The organism is Paraniabella ginsengisoli (assembly GCF_022513635.1).
Lineage (GTDB): Bacteria > Bacteroidota > Bacteroidia > Chitinophagales > Chitinophagaceae > Niabella > Niabella ginsengisoli.
The window spans coordinates 19,214-38,820 of the sequence record NZ_JAKWBL010000003.1; the positions used below are offsets into that span (position 1 = coordinate 19,214).

A 19,607-nucleotide genomic window follows, 5' to 3' on the forward strand; every position below is an offset into this window, starting at 1 on the left:
ATGGCGGCGAAATTGCGTCGCACGCTTGAACTGTGGAATATAGCTCAACCTATTTATTCGATCAAACATATGAGCGCCTTTCTATACTAATATCAAATACTTAACCGTATTAACTAGGCCGCTTTCAGTTTTAGTAACCTAACGCGCCGAACCATTGCAACGACCGAGCCTATCACCAGGAATATAACACCTGCCCAAACAAGGTTAATGTATGGAAATTTATACGCTTTGAGCGTCAAATATTCCAACACGTCATTTGATTCTTTTACGCCAATTGTAACAGAATTCGCGCCGGCATCTTCCAGGCGCAATACCAGGCTTTGCGCCATAATCGTATCCTGTGTTTGATACAAAGTTTTACCCGCATTTCTAATCAATAACAGATCAGAACTATATGATGAACCATTCAGTTCCTGAACTTTTACTGACGCTGTATACCCTGTATCAGATTTGCTGAATCCAGCCACAGGTAAATTATCCTTAGCCGCCAATTTTTCAATGGTGATAAACCCTTTACTATAAAAAATAGTATCGTTAATGTTTATGGAATTAGGTTTAAAGCTTATAGTATCTCCCTCTGCGGTTGGCTTATAAAATGAAGAAACATACGTAAACACGTCATGGTTCCAATAGTGTTTACTTGATGGATTGGCCATCAAACCTTCATTACCTTTATAATTTACAAAAGCATCGGGCAATAAAGTAAATTCTTCGTTACTCGTTTTCGATTTGAAATGAACTTTAAAATAAGTTTGTTCTTTTTTAGGATGTGCAGAATCTCCGACATAAGTAACCATGTAATCGTTCATCTGCATAGGAACACCCTTCACCAACGTTAGGTTTTCTCCGGTCTTTTCCTTGCTATCTTCTCCAAAAGGAACCGCTATGCCGCTTGTATTCCATGAAAGAATTTCTTTTTTAGAAGAAGATAATATCATTCCTACAAGCATCAATCCGAATCCGAAATGCGCAACCGATCCACCACTATTTTTTAATTTGCCTTTCAACCCTACCCATATATAAGCTGCATTAGCGATTGTAGCATAAACTGTTGCAACCAGCGCCAGCCATATATTGATCAGGAAACCCATTCCGTGTACATCATAATTAATCTTTACAACGATCAAGATAAATGTAGCAACTACAGCACTTATAATAGTTGGCACCAACATCTTATTTAAAAATGATTTGGTATCGGTTGACTTATACTTTAAATATTGAGTAATTGCTGTTAGTATTCCAATAACAAAGGCAATAAGTACTTGTATCTTATTATAATTGAATTCATCATTCTCGCCTGGTGCCTTATTTGAGTTGAATAATTTGTTGAATACGGGTAAAGATGTTTGAAAAATAATGATCATAGCCGCCAGAAAGAATACCAGCGATCCGATAAACATCCAAAACTCACGCGAAGAAACACTTTCTTCTTTCTTTACAGACGGCACCAATTTGTTCATTAAAACAATATATGTAGCAATGCCTGCTAATATTACATAAAGCGGGAAGCCCGGAATTTTTTCGGCCAGAAAATAAGTAGCCAGCGATAGTATTAAAGTAACACCTGTAATAATTAGTCTGTGCTTATTCGTTTGCGCTGCAAAAAACGGGGGTAGCCATACAAATACAATTAAAAACAGAAACAATTGCCCGTTCATGCCAATGTCTGCAAATGCATGTACCGAAGAATCGCCCAACACACCGCTTTTAGTAAGGAAAGTGGAATAAACAATGAATATAAAAGACAGCGCTAAAAATAAAAAAGAAGAACGTAGCGAATAACCGCTGTGTTTAAAAATAAGCATCGTATGCAGGCCCGAGACCATAATCATCCACGGTACCAGCGATGCATTTTCTACCGGATCCCATGCCCAGTAACCTCCAAAGTTCAATGATTCATACGCCCATTTGGCGCCCATCATAATACCTAAGCCTAAAAATGCTACAGAAAATAAAGTCCACGGAATAGCCCTGGTAACCCAGCCTTTAATATCTCTTGTCCAAAGCCCAGCCATTGCAAAAGCAAAAGGAATTAATGTAGAAGCAAATCCCAAAAACAAAATCGGAGGATGAATAACCATCCAGTAATTCTGTAATAGTGGATTTAAATCATTACCATCCGTTATCATGGTAAGATAATCGGCCCGAATAGGTTGAGTAACATCAAAGTTTACATGCATGCCCGCCGCTTCGTCCAATACACCGGAATCTCTTAATAAGATAAATGGATTAGAACCGATTTTTACATCAAACACATAAATCCCAATAATCATAGTGGCAAGGAAAAACTGGGCAAAACTCACGACAGACATTACAGGCGCCTCCCATTGCTTTTCTCTTCTTATAATAATTACACCAAGCACACAATGCCAAAAAGTCCAAAGAAGCGTGCTTCCCTCCTGCCCTTCCCAAAAAGCGCTCATAATATATTTGAACTCCAGCGAAAGGCTGGTATGTTGCCAGGCATATTTATACTCAAACAGATGATAGTAAAGAATGTGTAGCAGCGCAGCAAAAATGACAAGAACAGCAAAAACTTCCGTAAAGAAAGAAATGCGCGCCAGTTTCAGCCATCCGGCTTTGGCGTCAGGCGTAGCCTGCACTGCTTTAAAATAAGCAAACGCAGCGGTAAGCGAAGCAATCAATGAAACTAAAATAAAAAAATGTCCAATCTGACCCGGCAAAAGATGCTCGCCTACGTACTCCATAAAATATTATTGTTTAACTGTAGCTACTGTATTATAAGTTGAGTCTTTTTTATTGCCCGGATGTTGGGAAGGATCCTGATCTTTATACTTGCTGGGACACTTGGTTTGAATACTTTGACAGATAAACTTTCCATCTTCGTATTTTCCTTTCATTACCAGGCGCTCGCTCAACTCAAAATTTTCAGGTTTGGGGCTGTGATAAATCACCTGCACTTTATCACCTAAAGTATCTATTGCTGTAAAAGATAAGTAATTGGGGTTCTTGATGGCATCGTACTCCATTGGTAAAGACTTGTCCCACTTTGCCATCAGGTGTACAAATTTTCCGGGCTTAGATTTTGCAATAGCTACCGTATCATAAGTTGTGGTAGTTTGTAAAAAACTAACCAACACCGCAATGGCGCCGGCAATTAAAACCAATAAAATAATATGGATTTTTTTCATTTTTTGCTGAAAATTTTTGCAAAATTAAGGCAAACAGCCCGCTTTTAGGAACTTAACAATAGTTTAGATGATTTGTTGGGAGGAAAATAAAAAATCTTGAAAACGATTGCACGTATCTCAGCATATATTTAAAAATGAGTTTCTTAATGCCAGTAACAAAGGTACAATTCGAACGATAAAATTCGTTTTTTGAACTATGGCGATTTGATTATTTTATAGTACTTTAACGTAAGCATTATTTGCTGCTATTCAGAATATTAATAGCGACAATTAATATAATCTAAGTATGAAACCTAGTATATTTATTATAATACTTGGGCCACTTCTTTTTATTGGGTGCAAGTTTGAAAAAAATATGTGACTCTAACTGGCCAAAAGATATGCATAGATAGCATAAAATACATACCAGCTCTAATGGAAAGAATCACACCACGTTTGTTAATAATATATTTTATTTATATCCCATTTCCCCTGATTCTTCCAAATTAGAAATAAGAATATTTAAAGACTCAGATCCTTTTTTTGATGATTTTTTTAAATCAGCATTTGTTATACGGTGTGATTTAAATAACCAATGGAGTATGCTGGCTGCAACGTCCAGCATCCAACACTCAAAAATGGTAGATACAATTGTAATGGTAAAAATTATCCCGCAAAATGTTTCTTTGCACGTTAGTGATAATAATCTCAGTATTGTGGCTGATAAAATTTTATCACTAAAAGTATTACAGCTAAGAGACTATGAAAATATTGAAAATTATAATACATCAACCGATGCGATGGATGTTTTTGTCGAATATGTATATATGCGAAAATCTAGATCTTATACGCTGCATGATCCTCTTGGTAATCTTGAAATTCATGATGCAAAATTTATATCGGAAATTTTAAATTATATAGAATTTAAGTTGGGATTCAAGCATTTTGCAGATTAATTGTAAACATAAAGCGAGGCGTAGGCCCAGTTCATTCATTGCAAAAATTGTATGAAAATATTACACTAACAATCGTTAGTATTTGAAATAATTTCCTTTATTTAGCAAAAATTCTTATCTTATCAAAACAAACATATTGTACTCTATTTCATCAAATATTAATACACAATCCACTGATTTTTTGAAGAATAAAGAAGCATATCAAAAAATTTTGGAACAATGGCGCAGTCGCATGGCTGAAGTAACAAACCCCTTGTCTAATGCTGCCATTGAAAAGCACAAACAGCGCGGAAAACTATTAGCTCGGGACAGAGTCGACCAACTAATTGATCCAAATACACCTTTTCTCGAACTTTCTACGCTCGCGGCTTTTGGCCTTCATGATAACCAGTTTCCGTCCGCCGGTATTGTAACCGGCATTGGCCTTGTGCATGGTCGTGAAGTAATGATCGTAGCAAATGACGCAACGATTAAAGGCGGCACTTATATGCAGTACACTATTAAAAAACATGTGCGTGCGCAGGAAATAGCGATGGAAAATCATTTGCCCTGCATATATATGGTAGATTCTGGTGGTGCATTCCTGCCAGAACAGGACAAGGTGTTTCCCGACCGGCATGACTTTGGCCGCTTCTTTTTAATCAGGCGCGGATGTCTGCGACAGGTATTCCACAAATTGCTATTGTAATGGGCTCCTGCACAGCGGGCGGTGCTTACGTTCCGGCCATGTGCGATGAAACCATTATTGTACGCAACCAGGGAACTATTTTTATTGGTGGCCCGCCGTTAGTAAAAGCTGCAACAGGCGAAGAAGTAACGGCTGAAGAACTCGGCGGCGCAGAAGTGCATACTTCTATTTCTGGCGTAGCAGATCATATCGCCGAAAACGATGCACATGCTATTGCTATTTGTCGCAACCTGGTTAAAACTTTCACCCCTGCAGATAAACAGACGTTAACAATTAATAAAATAGAAGAACCCGCTTACGACCCGGAAGAGCTATATGGTATTATTCAACCAGACCTTAAAAAGCAGGTTGATGCCAGGGAACTTATAGCAAGAATTGTTGATGGCAGCCGGTTTCACGAGTTTAAAGAAAAATACGCTCCAACTTTGGTAACTGGCTTTGCAAATATCATGGGTTTCCCAATTGGTATTATTGCCAACAATGGCGTACTGTTTGGGGAATCTGCCTTGAAGGGCGCTCATTTTGTTGAGCTCTGCACATCACGAAACACACCAATTTTATTCTTACAAAACATTACCGGTTTCATTGTGGGGAAAGAATATGAGCACAAAGGCATTGCCCGCGATGGAGCTAAAATGGTTCATGCCGTTGCTAACGCAAACGTCCCTAAGTTCACAGTAATAGTTGGCGGTTCTTTCGGAGCCGGTAACTATGCCATGTGTGGCCGCGCTTACGATCCGCGTTTTTTATTTATGTGGCCACATGCAAAAATTTCAGTGATGGGCGGCGAGCAGGCGGCCAATGTTCTTGTTTCTGTAAAAGAAGATCAATTGAAAGCAAAAGGCAAAACCTTTGCGCATAGTGAGAGAGAAGCTTTGCAGAAATCTATCATGGATAAATACGAAATGGAAGGATCAGCCTATTACAGCACGGCAAGACTCTGGGATGACGGTATTATTGATCCTGTTGATACCCGAAAAATAATAGCGATGGGAATCGCCGTTTCATTAAATAAAAAATGGGACAATACGAAGTATGGAGTGTTTAGGATGTAGCCCTGTCGGGCAGCTAAAAAGTTGATGAGTTGATAAGTTTACAATTAACAATCCAATAACCCCGAAGGGGTTAAATATGCATAACCGGATGCGAAGCTTCCGGAATTAAAAAAGAACATGAACCAGTTCACAACTCTCGAAATAGAAACAAGCTACAACATCTGCACTATTTGGTTGAACCGGCCAGATGTTCGCAATGCTTTTAATGATGTAATGATAAACGAACTTATTGCGGCATTTAAACAAGAAGGCTTACGGACAAATGTGCGCGCCATTGTGCTTCGCGGAAAAGGAAAAGTATTTTGCGCCGGGGCTGATCTAAACTGGATGCGGGATACAGCCAAATATAGTTACGATCAGAATTATGAAGAAAGCATGTTGCTGGCCGAATGTTTTCGAACCATTTATAAATGTCCGAAACCTACATTGGCAATCGTACATGGAGCCGCAATGGGCGGTGCAAACGGTTTATTAGCTGCCTGCGATTTTGCTTTCTGTGAAGCAGACACCAGCTTTTCTTTTTCTGAGGTAAAAATAGGAATCGTTCCGGCCACCATCGCTCCATATATCATTAAGCGCATTGGCGAGTATCCTTCAAGACAACTAATGCTAACTGGCCAACGTATAAAAGGCAGCGATGCAGAAACATTGCGATTAGTGAATAAATGTTTTAAAGATATACACGAAACCGAAGCACATTTACAAGCTACTATTCAGTTATTATTAACCAGCGCACCTAAAGCTATTTCGCTTTGTAAAGAAATGATAGCACGGATTGTAAATGAATTATCGGAAGAAGAAATACCCGATTACACAGCAAAAATGATTACTGAAACGCGGGCGTCTGAAGAAGGACAGGAAGGTATGGCCGCATTTTTAGAAAAAAGGAAACCGAACTGGATTGAATGAGATAAAAACGAAAACAAACTGTGAAAAACGTAGAACAACATATAAAACTTTCGGATACGAAACTAACCCCAGTTGAGAAGAAGTCGGCTATTAAAAAAATATTAATAGCAAATCGTGGAGAAATTGCATTGCGTATTCAACGCACAGCAAAAAAATGGAGATTGAAACTGTTGCTATTTATAATGAGGCTGATCGGCAAACAGCATTTGTAAAAAATGCTGATGAAGCCATTTTTTTGGACGGCGATGGACTAAACGAAACTTATCTAAATATTGAAAAAATAATTGCTGCTGCTAAAAAAACCGGAGCGGATGCCATTCATCCCGGTTATGGTTTTCTTTCTGAAAATCCTCTGTTTGTTACCGCTTGCGAAAAAGCAAACATTATTTTTATTGGCCCCGGCGCATCAGCAATACAGGCGATGGGTAACAAAATTCAGGCAAGGGCAACAGCTACAAAAGCCGGCGTGCCTGTAACACCGGGCATTACAGGCTCAGTAGAAGATTTGTTTAAAAACTATAAAGATGTAGGTTTTCCTATTCTTATTAAAGCTGCTGCTGGCGGCGGCGGAAAAGGCATGCGTGTTGTAAACAATGAAAGCGAATACCAAAGCGCATTGGAAGCTACAGCACGCGAAGCTAAAAGCTATTTTGGAGATGAAACTGTTTATATAGAAAAATACATTGATAAGCCACGACATATTGAAGTACAGATACTGGGCGATCAACATGACAATGTGATTCACCTTTACGAAAGAGAATGTTCACTACAACGCAGACATCAGAAAATAATTGAAGAAGCACCTTCTCCAACTTTATCTGAAAATGTTCGTCGCCAAATTTGTGAAGCTGCCGTTGCGCTGGCTAAGTCAATTGGATATTATAGTGCAGGTACGATGGAGTTTTTGGTGGATGAATTGCAACAATTTTATTTTCTTGAAATGAATACGCGCATTCAGGTTGAACATCCTGTTACCGAGCTAACAACCGGAATAGATATTGTGGAGCAGCAAATCAACATTGCGAATGGCAATCCTTTATCTATTCAACAAAAAGATATCCGTCAAAATGGACATGCTATTGAATGTCGCATTTATGCAGAAGATCCCGGGCAGCATTTTTTACCATCGCCTGGATTGCTTAGCTATTATGAAGAACCGCTGTTCGAGGCGTCTTCGCCTCAAACCAATATGTTGTCGCCTGTGGCGACTGGAAGAATAGACAGTATGCAATTACAAACGGGTGATGTCATATCGGGCGACTTTGACCCGATGATCAGTAAATTAATAGTTTGGAATAAGGATCGCGAAACTGCACGCCAGTCAATGCTTTCAGCGCTTGGGCAATATCATATCAAAGGTATTAAAACCAATCTTGAATTTTTAATTGGCTTATTATCACATCCTGATTATATCAATAATAATATTTCAACAAAATATATAGATACCAATCTTGAAGAAATTATACATTTCATTCAAACAAAAAAAAGGAAACGGATAACATGATTATATTGGCGGCTGTGCTTGCAAAAAGCTTGGAGCCGCATCGTGATCAAAAGAATAAAAATATTTGGCAAGCTATTGGTTATTGGCGTCATAGTAAAACATTAGAACTAATTGTAAACGATAAAATATTCCAAATCGAATTATTAAAACACATTGATGGCAGCTGCATATTTTCGTTGACAGATAAAATGTATGAAGTAACACTGAAGCATAAGCGTGGGATTAACTATAGATTACAGCTTGAAGACACTTTTTATGATCATGCTATTTACGAATCAAAACCAGGTAACTACGAAATAACATTCAACGGATTTACACATGCTGCTGTGAGAACTGACATATCTTATGTTGATGCTGAAAAATTTTCCTCATCGGCCAATTTAAGTACAGGCTCAGGAAATATTTTTCTCCGATGCCAGGCAAGGTCATCAAACTTGCTGTACAAAATGGAGATCATGTAAAAAAGGAGACCTGCTATTGATTGTAGAAGCAATGAAAATGGAGAATAATATTTTAAGCCCTTCTGACGGAATAGTTGAAAAAACTAATGTGCAGGAAGGTGATAAAACAAACACCGCTACTTGCCTGATAAAATTAGTGCCAGCTGAATAACTAACAATTTTTGAAAACCAAAAACGATTAACAGGAAACTTATGAATTTTGATATAGCTCAGGAACATCAGCAAATACGCGATATAGTGCGTGATTTTGCAGAGAAAAAGATAAAGCCGGTAGCTCAGGAACTGGATGAAAAAGAACAATTCTCGTATGACTTAACAAAACAAATGGGAGAACTCGGGTTGTTAGGCATTTACCTTCCGCAAAAATACGGAGGTGCCGGAATGGATTATCTGGCGTACATTATAGCTGTTGAAGAAATAGCACGAGTGGATGGTTCGCAAGCGGCTACAGTAGCAGCACATAATTCTTTGGGCATTGGGCCCATTTACAATTACGGAACAGAAGAACAGAAGCAAAAATATTTACCCAAACTCTGTACAGGAGAAGGTTTGTGGAGCTTTGGGCTAACCGAACCCGAAGCAGGCAGCGACTCACGTGCTTCAAAAACTTCAGCAACTTCGGACGGAAATGATTGGGTAATAAACGGCAATAAAATATTTATCACCAACGGATCGGTCGACATCAATATCGGAACAACAGTACAAGCTGTAACCAGCGATCCAAGTGGCAAAAAAGAATTCACAACGATAATTGTGGAAAAAGGTACACCAGGTTTTACACAACAAGCCATGCATGGCAAAATGATGTGGCGTGCAAGCGATACATCTCAGTTATTTTTTGACGATTGTCGTGTATCGAAAGAAAATACTTTAGGCAAAACCGGCCAGGGTTCAAAAATTATGCTGCAAACTTTAGACGCAGGTCGGCTAAGTATTGCAGCCATGGGATTGGGTTGTGCACAGGGCGCTTATGAATTGGCATTAACCTATTCTCAGGAACGTAAACAATTTGGAAAAAGTATTTCCAAATTTCAGGCTGTATCTTTTAGTTTGGCCGACATGGCCACCAAAATAGAACTGGCGCGAACATTTCTATATAAAGCCTGTTGGTTAAAAGATACAAAGAAGCCATTTTCAAAAGAAGCGGCAATGGCTAAATTGTACTGCTCTGAAATTGCTAAAGAGGTTGCTGATGCTGCTGTTCAAATACATGGCGGCTATGGATTGATGAAAGAATATAATGTAGAACGATTTTATCGTGATCAAAGGCTATTACAAATTGGAGAAGGCACATCGGAAATACAGAGAATTGTAATAGCAAAACATATTGGTTGTTGAAGAAGATCATGGATCATTGCTTTGCTTTATAAATTATTTTGATACCATGAACTATTAACTATGAACAATGAGCTAATTAAAATAACAGAAAGTCCGCGCGATGCACAGCAGGGATTGCCATTCACTATTCCTGTTGAACAGCGGGCTGCTTACATTAATGAAATAATGAAAGCCGGGTTTGATGTAATTGATTTTGGAAGTTTTGTTTCGCCTAAAGCAGTTCCACAAATGGCGGATAGTGAAAAAGTTTTGGAGTTGATTGATAAAACTCAATCTAACACAAAATTGCTTGCGATTGTTGGTAATACGCGCGGTACACAGGACGCGTGTTCTCTTGAAAAAATCGACATGATTGGATTTCCCTATTCGATCAGCAATACTTTTTAGAAAAAAACATTAATTCTTCAATTGAAAAAATTGATGCAACAGTCACAGAAATTGGAAACATTTGTACAGACAACAAAAAAGAATTTCGTGTTTTTATCAGCATGGCTTTTGGCAATCCTTATGGAGATGCATGGAACGAAGCTATCTTACAAGATGCTGTTGAAAAGCTCGTGCACAAAGGTGTTAAGGTAATTACCTTATCTGATACAATCGGTTTAGCAACAGCTTCATCGATCAAAAATATATTTGAAAAATTATTACCATTATATCCTGATATTGAATTAGGACTTCACATCCATACCGAAAAAAGAACTGGCGTGAGAAGATCAATGCCGCCTGGAAAGCTGGTTGCAGAAGTTATGACGGAGTGATGAATGGCATTGGTGGTTGTCCAATGACGGGTTTTGAACTGATGGGAAATCTGAATACACTAGATCTATTGGACTATTTTAAAGAAGAGAATATCAAGCATCATTTGGACGAAGAACTGATACAAAGTATTGCTTTAAAATACGGAACATTTAAAAATCAACTAATGCAAAAAGTAGTTTCTAATGCACGCGAAGCAGTTGCTGATATTAAAAACGGAATGACCATTCTGCTGGGAGGTTTTGGTCTTTGCGGCATACCCGAAAACTGCATTAGTGCGATGGTAGAAAGTGGCGTTACGAATCTTACCTGCGTTAGCAATAACGCTGGCGTAGATGATTTTGGATTAGGGCTGCTGCTACAAAAAAACAGATCAAAAAAATGATTTCGTCTTATGTTGGAGAAAATGCAGAATTTGAAAGACAGTTGCTGGCTGGTGAATTGGAAGTAGAATTGATTCCGCAGGGAACTTTGGCTGAACGTTGTCGCGCAGGTGGGGCGGGCATTCCAGCGTTTTATGTTCCGGCCGGTGTTGGAACTGAAGTAGCCGAAGGAAAAGAAATTCGTGAGTTTAATGGCAAACCTCATTTGCTGGAGCACGCTATTATCGGCGATTTTGCGATTATCAAAGCATGGAAGGGTGATGAACATGGCAATCTGATTTATCGTGCTACGGCCAACAATTTCAATCAACCAATGGCAATGGCCGGAAAAATCACCATTGCTGAAGTTGAGCAACTTGTTCCTGCAGGAACACTTGATCCAATGCAGATCCATACACCGGGTATTTTTATACAAAGAATTTTTGAAGGAAAGAATTATGAAAAAAGGATTGAGAAGCGGACGGAAAGAGAATGAGCCAATTAGCCGATGTGATAATGTGATAATTATTTGTCCGTTTAACATCTAAAACTCATTATCATATTATCATATTATCATATTATCATATCATCACATTATCACATAAAAAACATGGCTTTAACCAAAGAACAAATCGCACAACGCATTGCACAGGAATTACAGGATGGATATTATGTAAACCTTGGCATTGGCATTCCAACATTGATAGCCAACTATATTCCTGAAGGAATGGAAGTGATTTTACAATCAGAAAATGGGATGCTAGGCATGGGTCCTTTTCCTGAAAAAGGCAATGCTGATGCAGATCTTATCAATGCGGGTAAACAAACGGTTACGATACTTCCGGGTGGGGTTTTCTTTGATTCGGCAACCAGTTTTGCCATGATCCGCGGCGGCCATGTTGACCTAACGGTTTTAGGCGCATTTGAAGTAACAGATAAAGGTGATATAGCCAGCTGGAAAATTCCGGGTAAAATGGTAAAAGGAATGGGCGGTGCGATGGACTTAGTAGCATCCGCTAAAAACATCATTGTAGCCATGCAACACACCAGTAAGGATGGACAATCGAAACTGCTAAAAGAATGTACTTTGCCGCTTACAGGTGTGGCTTGTGTAAAAAAGTAGTAACTGATCTGGCAGTGTTAGACATTACAGAAGATGGCTTTGTATTGCTGGAACGTGCGCCTGGCGTGAGTGTGGAAGAAATTCAAAAAGCTACTGAAGGGAAATTGATAATAAAAGAAAATGTGCCGGAAATGGAATTTAAATAGTAGCACACAGCTGAAATGTGCGACGCAAGATCGCTTAATAGTTGTTCTAAAGCTGGGCTAAAAAACCACTATTTTCTTCTTTTCAGGTATAACACATTCGCAACTTTCCGTTCTCCGTCATGATCCCATTTTCTATTATCCGTTGGATAATTGACCACGCCCTGCTCCTTCGCCCATAGTGTTGATGAGCCTCCACCATCGAAATTGATCGCGCTTACACAACCCAGCCAACGCATAATTTTTGTGAGTTCAAAAAGACTCATGCCAGCAGAGTTCGCATTGCGTCCGTCCACAACCAGCATAATTACATGCCCCCTTTTTGTAACACCTACGCAGGTTCGAGGATGTCGGGTAACACTAAAACTATTCGAGTCCAAAGTCTCATTTTGTCTATTGATAAGAAGCAAAGGTCCGTTTAGCATTACATCAGGCTCTTTAAGCCACTCAGGCCAGTTTACCAAACCATCCCATTTTTTGATAGCAAGCTCACCATTGTTAATTACAACAGCAGCTTTTTGATGAGCGCCTAATTTTTCATTTTTACCGGTTCTGTTTTCATTTATCACAACGCCGTCAACTTTAGTAAAATCAACCGCTCCACCATTTTTTACATCAAAAAAATTACCGTTAATAGTTGCAGTAGCTTTCTTTTCTTTGCTAAAATCACTGACCGTTCTCAGCTTCTGCGGCTCGGCAGCAATATCAAATTCATTTGCTCTACCCGGCTTAATCTTGATATAACTAATGTTTTCATTGGCCTCGAACAGGTTCTTATTATTGAAATGAAACCGGTACAACTTTACCTTTCGATCAATCTTCTGTACACTCCACCCGGCGTTTACAAAGCTTACCGAATCATAATATTGCGCAGTAGCAATATATGTCCCAAACATTAACACAAGTAAGCCAATTATATGCTTCATTTATTCCTGATTAATTTTTAAAAAATACGATCTTTCTTTATGTAGTTTTACTAAGTTGCGCATCATAACACCATCGCCTTTAATCTGTCATCAGTAAAACTGACTAAAATAGAAATAAAAAAGTACAAAAAGATGAAAATCCCCAATATATTAATTGTTTTTACACTCACTTTATTAATACTTGCGATGAATACAAACGCACAAGTAAAAAATTATGACGCGGATTGGAAACAGGTCGAAGAAAATATAGTTAAAGGCCTGCCTGCTTCCGCTCTTACTATTGTAAAAAAATATATGCAAAAGCTAAAGCTGAAAAGGAGGAAGCACAGATTGTAAAATCGCTAATCTACATGACGCAGCTACAAACTGAAAACCGTGACGAAAATCATATCGCCAGCATCACAGAAATTGAAAAAGAAATAGCAACAGCTAAAGAACCTGTTACATCATTGCTCAACAGCTATGTAGCTGGTTTGTATCAGCAATATTTTTCGATGAACAGATATAAATTTTATAACAGAACCAATACAGCCAGCTTTAATAAGGACGATATAGCCACCTGGACAGTAGATGATTTTCATAAAAAATAAGTACGCTGTATCTTGCCTCTCTTCAAAACGAACAATTATTACAGCACACAAAACTCACAGCGTACGATGCACTGATCACAAAGGGAAATACACGCCAGCTACGCCCCACTTTGTACGATCTTTTAGCACACAGGGCTTTGCAGTACTTTAAAAGTGATGAACGGGATATAAGCAGGCCAGCATATAGTTTTGAGATTAATGATAGCAAAGCATTCAGTCCGGCGGCAGAGTTTGCAAAAGCATCTTTCACAACGGATGATTCGTTATCACTTCAACACAAAGCATTACTGGTGTATCAAAAGCTGGCACAATTCCATTTAAGTGATGAAAAACCAGACGCTTTGATTGATGTAGATTTAGAGAGGTTGCAATATGTTTATTCCAAATATCTTTCAGAAAACAAAGAACGGCTTTATTACGCAGCATTGCAACAAATTATATCGAAGTATGGAAATATTCCTGCTACTGCACAAGCCCAATATTTAATAGCAGGTATTCATCAACAAAAAGGTAATGAATACCAGGCTAACGGCGACACTACCAACCGCTACGAATTAGTAAAAGCCAAAGAAATAACGGATAAAATATTAGAACAAAAAGAAGAAAGCGAAGGCAGGGCAAACGCTTATAATCTTCATCAGCAATTAACTCAACCTTATTTTTCATTTCAATTAGAAAAGGTAAATATTCCAAAAGAACCATTTAGAATGTTGGTCAACTTTAAAAATATCACCAAACTTTATTTACGTGTTGTACCTGCAACCGAAGCATTAAAGAAAGAAGCACGCAATAACCGCGGCAATAATAAATACTGGCAACAATTGGCTACAGCAAAACCTTTGAGAGAGTGGGAACAAGCATTGCCCAACAACACAGACTTGCAAAATCACAGCGTTGAAATAAAAATAGAAAGTTTACCCTCCGGAGCATATTTCATTTTGGCTTCAGCGAATAAAGAGTTTAGTTCTAATGATAATATTCTGGCAACACGCCTCACTTATATATCCAACATCAGCTTTGTAAATAACAAGGATGACTTTTTTGTGCTGGATAGAAATTCCGGGCAACCTCTGACAAATGCTAACATACAGGTGTGGAATAACACTTACGATTATAAAACATCTTCCTATAAAAAGACGAAATTAGAAAATTTTATATCTGATAAAAATGGTTATGCCCATATAAATTCAATCTCCCAAACTGCAAAAACAAGAGGGAACCGTTCTTTGCTTTTTGAAATACAATACAAAAAAGACAAATTATTCATTGACGAAGAAGAGTACAGCTATTATTATAATAGTTTTGATAATGATAAAACGTCAAGCACAATTGCTTTTCTTTTTACAGACAGAAGCATTTACCGGCCTGGACAAACCGTCTATTTTAAAGGCATTGTTGTAACGAAACAAAATGATGGCAGAAAATCTGTTATTAAAGATGGCTATAAAACTACTATCACATTATTAGATGCGAATCAGCAAAAAGTCGCAGATATAAAAATTGTATCAAATGAATATGGATCTTTCAATGGAAAGTTTGAGCTTCCGCAAAGTGGGCTTAATGGCATGTACACAATCAGTACCGCAGATAATATAGGCCGCTCCACTTTTCGTATGGAAGAATATAAGCGCCCAAAATTTTATGTAGATTTTGAAAAAATAAAAGACGCTTATAAAGTAAACGATGACGTAAAAATAACAGGCTTTGCCAAAGCTTATGCGGGTAATAATATTGACGGTGCTAAAGTAAAATACCGTGTTGTGCGCGCGGCTCGCTTTCCTTATCCCTGGCTGTATTGGAGGAGCTACCTGCCTCAATCTACGCCATTGGAAATTACTCATGGAGAGGCCGAAACCGACGCCGATGGAAAGTTTGACATAACGTTTAAAGCTATTCCTGACCTAAAGCTAAGCACCAAATTAGATCCTGTTTTTGACTATAAAATTTATGCAGACGTTACAGATATTAACGGAGAAACCAGAAGCGCTGACAAAGTGGTTTCAGCGGGTTATAAATCTTTATTATTAAAAGTAAATATTGCCGGAAAATTACCTGTCGACAGTCTTTATAAAGTAAATATCAGAACAGAGAACATGTCTGGAGTTTTTCAAAAAGCCAACGTTCAGATAAAAATTATTCAACTAAAACCAGAGCAGCGCCTGCTTCGTACAAGATATTGGGAACGGCCGGATCAATTCATTTTTACAAAAGATCAATACGTGCAACATTTCCCTAATGATATTTATGATAATGAGGATGATCCAAAAACCTGGCAGCATGGCCAAATGGTAGCCGAGCAAAATGGAACAACAGATTCAACAGGAGTTTTTTTGTTAGATAAAAAGCGTATTGAACCTGGTTATTATATGATCGAGATAAGCACAAAAGATAAAGAAGGCAATGATATTAAAGATGTACAATATGTAGAATTATTTGATGCAAAAGAGCCTGAACCTGTTTATCCTCAATATTTATACACTATTGCTCCCAAACCTATTGAACCCGGAGAAAAGACAAATATTGAAGTAAGCACATCAGCTGCTAACATTTTCCTTATTCAAAATATTGATAAAGAAGAGAACAAATACTCCTTTCATAACCTCAATAAAGAAAATAAAACATTTAATTTTTCAGCAAGCGAAACAGACAGAGGTGGCTACGGCGTTAGTTATTTATTTGTAAAGAACAATCGTATTTTTCAATCTAATCAAACCATTACTGTACCGTGGACCAATAAGGAGCTAAATATAGAATACAGCACTTTTAGAGATAAAACGCTACCCGGCGCTGAAGAAAAGTGGACTGTAAAAATATCTGGCTATAAAAAAGAAAAAGCTACTGCTGAAATGCTGGCGAGTATGTATGATGCGTCTTTAGACCAATTTTATCCGCATCAATGGCGTAAACCGTATTTATGGGACAATTACTATAACCGGACAAACTGGAATGGCAATTCTAATTTTGGTGATGCAACAGCTAACATCCAAAATACAAACACTGAAGAATATAAAAATTTTGATAAAAGATATGATCAGATATTTAACAATAATTTTGAATATGCGTTACAAGGCAAAGTCCCTGGAATTATGATAAGAGGCGTAGCAAATCAAGCACAAATGAACGAAGCTATAGTAGTGGGATATAGTAAGCAAAAAAGAGAATCATTAACGGGTGCGGTAAGCGAAATGGCAGATTCAGCAGCACCTACACCCGAAGATGAACAAAGTAACGCGGAAAACATAAGCGAGCAAAACAATAATATTGGAAATCAATCTACCATTCGTACCAACTTCAACGAAACTGCTTTCTTCTTTCCTGATTTAAAAACGGATAAAGAAGGTAACGTAAGTCTCTCCTTTACTATGCCTGAAGCCCTTACCAAATGGAAGTTTCAGGCGTTAGCCCATACAAAAGATTTGGCATTGGGTTACAGCAGTAAAGAAATCATCACACAAAAAGATTTAATGGTGCAACCCAATCCTCCCAGATTTTTACGTGAGGGAGATAAAATGGAATTTAGTAATAAAGTCGTTAATCTGTCGGCTAAAGAAATTACCGGAATTGCGACTTTGCAATTATTTGATGCCGCTACCAACGAACCCATGGACGGCTGGTTTAAAAGCACAATACCACAACAATACTTTACCATTGCTGCAGGTCAAAGCCAGTCCATTCAGTTTCCAATCGAAATCCCTTATCATTTTGACAAAGCGTTAACCTGGCGTATAGTTGCTAAAGCAACAGACAATTCCATCTCTGATGGCGAACAAAATACATTGCCTGTTCTCACCAATCGAATGTTGGTAACAGAAACGTTGGCGTTGCAAATGCGCGGCAGCGGCACGAAAAATTTCAAACTGGATAAACTATTAAACAGCGGCAATAGCGAAACCCTTACCACACAATCGCTAACGGCTGAATACACTTCTAATCCTGCCTGGTATGCGGTGCAAGCTCTACCCTACATGATGCAATACCCTTACGAATGTGCAGAACAAACATGGAATAAATATTATGCTAATTCTCTGGCTACGCTTATTGCCAACAGTTCCCCTAAAATTAAACAGGTTTTTGAACAATGGAGAACAGAGGATACTGCGGCTTTATTGAGCAATCTTCAAAAAAATCAGGAATTAAAATCGGTATTACTAGAGGAAACACCGTGGGTATTGGCTGCAAAAACTGAAACGCAACAAAAGAAAAATATAGCTGTATTATTTGATTTGGTACGCATGAGTGGCGAACTAAATAATGCGTATGAAAAACTCAGGCAGCTACAAAGTTCTAATGGCGGATTTGTATGGTTTAAGGGTGGCCCGGATGATCGTTATATGACCCAATATATTATAACAGGCATAGGCCATCTTAAAAAACTAAAAGCCGTGAGTGGGCTGCAAGAAGCCAATCTTAACAGAATGGTTCAGGAAGCACTGCCGTATTTGGATGCGAAAATAAAAGAGGAATATGACAACCTGATCAAATACAAAACTGATCTTGAAAAGTATGTTCCCTCCCACTATGTAACGCAATATTTATATATGCGCAGCTTCTTTCCTCAGAATAAAATAAAAGAACAAGCGCAAAAGGCAGTTGCCTATTTTAGAGAGCGTTCGAAAAAAACATGGACAAAGCAAAACAAATATATGCAGGCAATGACATCTCTGGCTATGCATAGGAATAATGATGTAAACACATCAACAGCCATTTTAAAATCGTTGAAAGAAACAGCAATTAAAAACGAGGAATTGGGTATGTATTATAAAGATGCAGCAAGAAGCTGGTGGTGGTATGAAGCACCAATAGAAAGACAGGCCTTGATTATTGAAGCATTTGAAGAAGCCGGGAATGACAGCAAAACTGCAGATGATTTAAGAACCTGGTTGTTGAAGAATAAACAAACTAATAATTGGGAAAGTACCAAAGCCACTGCTGAAGCGGTATACGCTTTGTTACTTCGGGGCTCGGAATGGTTAACAGTAACGCCAGATGTTGAAATAAAATTAGGAAGCCTCACCCTACCCCCCTCCGGTGGAGGGGGATCTGCGCCCGAAGCGGGAACTGGTTATTTCAAAAAAGTAATTGAAGGAACCAAAGTCCGTCCGGAGATGGGAAATATTTCAGTAACAGTTCAACAGCCAGGAGCATCAACCCTTCCAACTTGGGGCGGTGTGTACTGGCAATACTTCGAGGATCTTGATAAAATAACGACAGCTTCTTCGCCTTTACAATTGAGCAAGAAATTATTTATAGAAACCAACACAGATCGCGGGCCGGAATTGAAACCTGTAAGCGAAGGCGACAAAATAAAAGTAGGTGATAAAATAAAAGTTCGCATAGAACTTCGTGTGGATCGCGACATGGAATATGTACACATGAAAGATATGCGTGCATCATCTTTTGAACCTGTAAATGTTTTAAGCCAATATAAATGGCAAGGAGGTTTAGGTTATTATGAAACCACTAAAGATGCCAGCACCAATTTCTTTTTTAATTATTTACAAAAAGGCACTTATGTTTTCGAATATGATCTATTTGCACAATTAGCAGGTAATTTCAGCAACGGCATTACAACGATACAATGCATGTATGCACCGGAATTCACCAGCCATAGCGAAGGTGTGAGAGTGAATGTGGAGAAGTAGGTTTCATTAAATTAACCAAACCA

16 protein-coding genes and 2 pseudogenes are annotated in these 19,607 nt (G+C 38.3%); 15 read left to right on the forward strand and 3 right to left on the reverse strand.

Features of this window, described 5'->3' with window-relative positions; all coding sequences use genetic code 11:
* Window positions 1–113: 113 nt before the first annotated feature.
* Window positions 114–2,708 carry a cytochrome c biogenesis protein CcsA gene (gene ccsA, locus MKP09_RS14570; RefSeq protein WP_240830726.1) on the reverse strand — a complete coding sequence of 865 codons (2,595 nt, stop codon included), beginning with the start codon at window positions 2,706–2,708 and terminating at the stop codon, window positions 114–116.
* A gap of 6 nt (window positions 2,709–2,714) precedes the next feature.
* Complete coding sequence (locus MKP09_RS14575; protein ID WP_240830727.1) at window positions 2,715–3,152, reverse strand: cytochrome c maturation protein CcmE domain-containing protein; 438 nt, start codon at window positions 3,150–3,152, stop codon at window positions 2,715–2,717.
* Between the two features lie 581 nt (window positions 3,153–3,733).
* Between MKP09_RS14575 and MKP09_RS14580 the strand changes: the two genes are divergently transcribed.
* From MKP09_RS14580 to MKP09_RS28660, 12 genes and pseudogenes are all read left to right on the forward strand, one after another.
* Entirely contained in the window at window positions 3,734–4,087 is a 354-nt protein-coding gene (locus tag MKP09_RS14580; protein ID WP_240830728.1) for a hypothetical protein, read from the forward strand.
* A 232-nt stretch (window positions 4,088–4,319) separates the two neighbouring features.
* Window positions 4,320–5,830: pseudogene (locus MKP09_RS14585) on the forward strand (carboxyl transferase domain-containing protein).
* A 117-nt stretch (window positions 5,831–5,947) separates the two neighbouring features.
* The gene (locus tag MKP09_RS14590; RefSeq protein ID WP_240830729.1) at window positions 5,948–6,739 is read left to right on the forward strand and encodes an enoyl-CoA hydratase-related protein; all 792 of its coding nucleotides are present in this window, start codon (window positions 5,948–5,950) and stop codon (window positions 6,737–6,739) included.
* A gap of 127 nt (window positions 6,740–6,866) precedes the next feature.
* Entirely contained in the window at window positions 6,867–8,243 is a 1,377-nt protein-coding gene (locus MKP09_RS14595) for an acetyl-CoA carboxylase biotin carboxylase subunit (protein ID WP_240831495.1), read from the forward strand.
* Window positions 8,240–8,704 (forward strand): hypothetical protein, encoded by a 465-nt coding sequence (locus MKP09_RS14600; protein WP_240830730.1) that lies wholly within the window; start codon window positions 8,240–8,242, stop codon window positions 8,702–8,704. Before MKP09_RS14595 ends, MKP09_RS14600 begins: the two co-directional genes overlap by 4 nt.
* Window positions 8,705–8,720: 16 nt before the next feature.
* On the forward strand, window positions 8,721–8,855 hold the full coding sequence (locus tag MKP09_RS14605; RefSeq protein ID WP_240830731.1) for a biotin/lipoyl-containing protein: 135 nt from the start codon (window positions 8,721–8,723) through the stop codon (window positions 8,853–8,855).
* 41 nt (window positions 8,856–8,896) lie between these two features.
* Entirely contained in the window at window positions 8,897–10,042 is a 1,146-nt protein-coding gene (locus tag MKP09_RS14610; RefSeq protein WP_240830732.1) for an acyl-CoA dehydrogenase family protein, read from the forward strand.
* A gap of 60 nt (window positions 10,043–10,102) precedes the next feature.
* Entirely contained in the window at window positions 10,103–10,429 is a 327-nt protein-coding gene (locus MKP09_RS14615) for a beta/alpha barrel domain-containing protein (RefSeq protein WP_240830733.1), read from the forward strand.
* 50 nt (window positions 10,430–10,479) lie between these two features.
* Window positions 10,480–10,800 (forward strand): beta/alpha barrel domain-containing protein, encoded by a 321-nt coding sequence (locus tag MKP09_RS14620; RefSeq protein WP_240831496.1) that lies wholly within the window; start codon window positions 10,480–10,482, stop codon window positions 10,798–10,800.
* Window positions 10,801–11,018: 218 nt separating this feature from the next.
* Window positions 11,019–11,656 (forward strand): annotated as a pseudogene (locus tag MKP09_RS14625) (CoA transferase subunit A).
* A 114-nt stretch (window positions 11,657–11,770) separates the two neighbouring features.
* A complete protein-coding gene (locus tag MKP09_RS14630; RefSeq protein WP_262915417.1) occupies window positions 11,771–12,283 on the forward strand; it encodes a 3-oxoacid CoA-transferase subunit B in 513 nt (170 codons plus the stop codon).
* Window positions 12,268–12,429 (forward strand): hypothetical protein, encoded by a 162-nt coding sequence (locus MKP09_RS28660; protein ID WP_262915418.1) that lies wholly within the window; start codon window positions 12,268–12,270, stop codon window positions 12,427–12,429. Before MKP09_RS14630 ends, MKP09_RS28660 begins: the two co-directional genes overlap by 16 nt.
* A 68-nt stretch (window positions 12,430–12,497) precedes the next feature.
* Here MKP09_RS28660 and MKP09_RS14635 read toward each other — a convergent pair whose 3' ends face one another.
* On the reverse strand, window positions 12,498–13,352 hold the full coding sequence (locus MKP09_RS14635; protein ID WP_240830734.1) for a phosphodiester glycosidase family protein: 855 nt from the start codon (window positions 13,350–13,352) through the stop codon (window positions 12,498–12,500).
* 132 nt (window positions 13,353–13,484) lie between these two features.
* Here MKP09_RS14635 and MKP09_RS14640 point away from each other — a divergent pair, with 132 nt between their 5' ends.
* The 3 genes from MKP09_RS14640 to MKP09_RS14650 all read left to right on the forward strand — a co-directional run bounded on the left by MKP09_RS14640 (window position 13,485) and on the right by MKP09_RS14650 (window position 19,584).
* Complete coding sequence (locus tag MKP09_RS14640) at window positions 13,485–13,688, forward strand: hypothetical protein (RefSeq protein WP_240830735.1); 204 nt, start codon at window positions 13,485–13,487, stop codon at window positions 13,686–13,688.
* Window positions 13,689–13,702: 14 nt separating this feature from the next.
* Window positions 13,703–13,942, forward strand: a complete 240-nt coding sequence (locus MKP09_RS14645; protein WP_240830736.1) for a hypothetical protein — start codon at window positions 13,703–13,705, stop codon at window positions 13,940–13,942.
* A gap of 137 nt (window positions 13,943–14,079) precedes the next feature.
* Window positions 14,080–19,584, forward strand: coding sequence for an alpha-2-macroglobulin family protein (locus MKP09_RS14650; protein WP_240830737.1), 5,505 nt, complete (start codon window positions 14,080–14,082; stop codon window positions 19,582–19,584).
* Window positions 19,585–19,607 lie beyond the last annotated feature (23 nt).

Coding starts and splice junctions, on each gene's coding strand:
- MKP09_RS14615 (WP_240830733.1), top strand. CDS start 10,103: ATGAACAATGAGCTAATTAAAATAACAGAAAGTCCGCGCGATGCACAG.
- MKP09_RS14610 (WP_240830732.1), top strand. CDS start 8,897: ATGAATTTTGATATAGCTCAGGAACATCAGCAAATACGCGATATAGTG.
- ccsA (WP_240830726.1), bottom strand. CDS start 2,708: ATGGAGTACGTAGGCGAGCATCTTTTGCCGGGTCAGATTGGACATTTT.
- MKP09_RS14580 (WP_240830728.1), top strand. CDS start 3,734: ATGCTGGCTGCAACGTCCAGCATCCAACACTCAAAAATGGTAGATACA.
- MKP09_RS14635 (WP_240830734.1), bottom strand. CDS start 13,352: ATGAAGCATATAATTGGCTTACTTGTGTTAATGTTTGGGACATATATT.
- MKP09_RS14600 (WP_240830730.1), top strand. CDS start 8,240: ATGATTATATTGGCGGCTGTGCTTGCAAAAAGCTTGGAGCCGCATCGT.
- MKP09_RS14630 (WP_262915417.1), top strand. CDS start 11,771: ATGGCTTTAACCAAAGAACAAATCGCACAACGCATTGCACAGGAATTA.
- MKP09_RS14640 (WP_240830735.1), top strand. CDS start 13,485: ATGAAAATCCCCAATATATTAATTGTTTTTACACTCACTTTATTAATA.
- MKP09_RS14590 (WP_240830729.1), top strand. CDS start 5,948: ATGAACCAGTTCACAACTCTCGAAATAGAAACAAGCTACAACATCTGC.
- MKP09_RS14575 (WP_240830727.1), bottom strand. CDS start 3,152: ATGAAAAAAATCCATATTATTTTATTGGTTTTAATTGCCGGCGCCATT.
- MKP09_RS14645 (WP_240830736.1), top strand. CDS start 13,703: ATGACGCAGCTACAAACTGAAAACCGTGACGAAAATCATATCGCCAGC.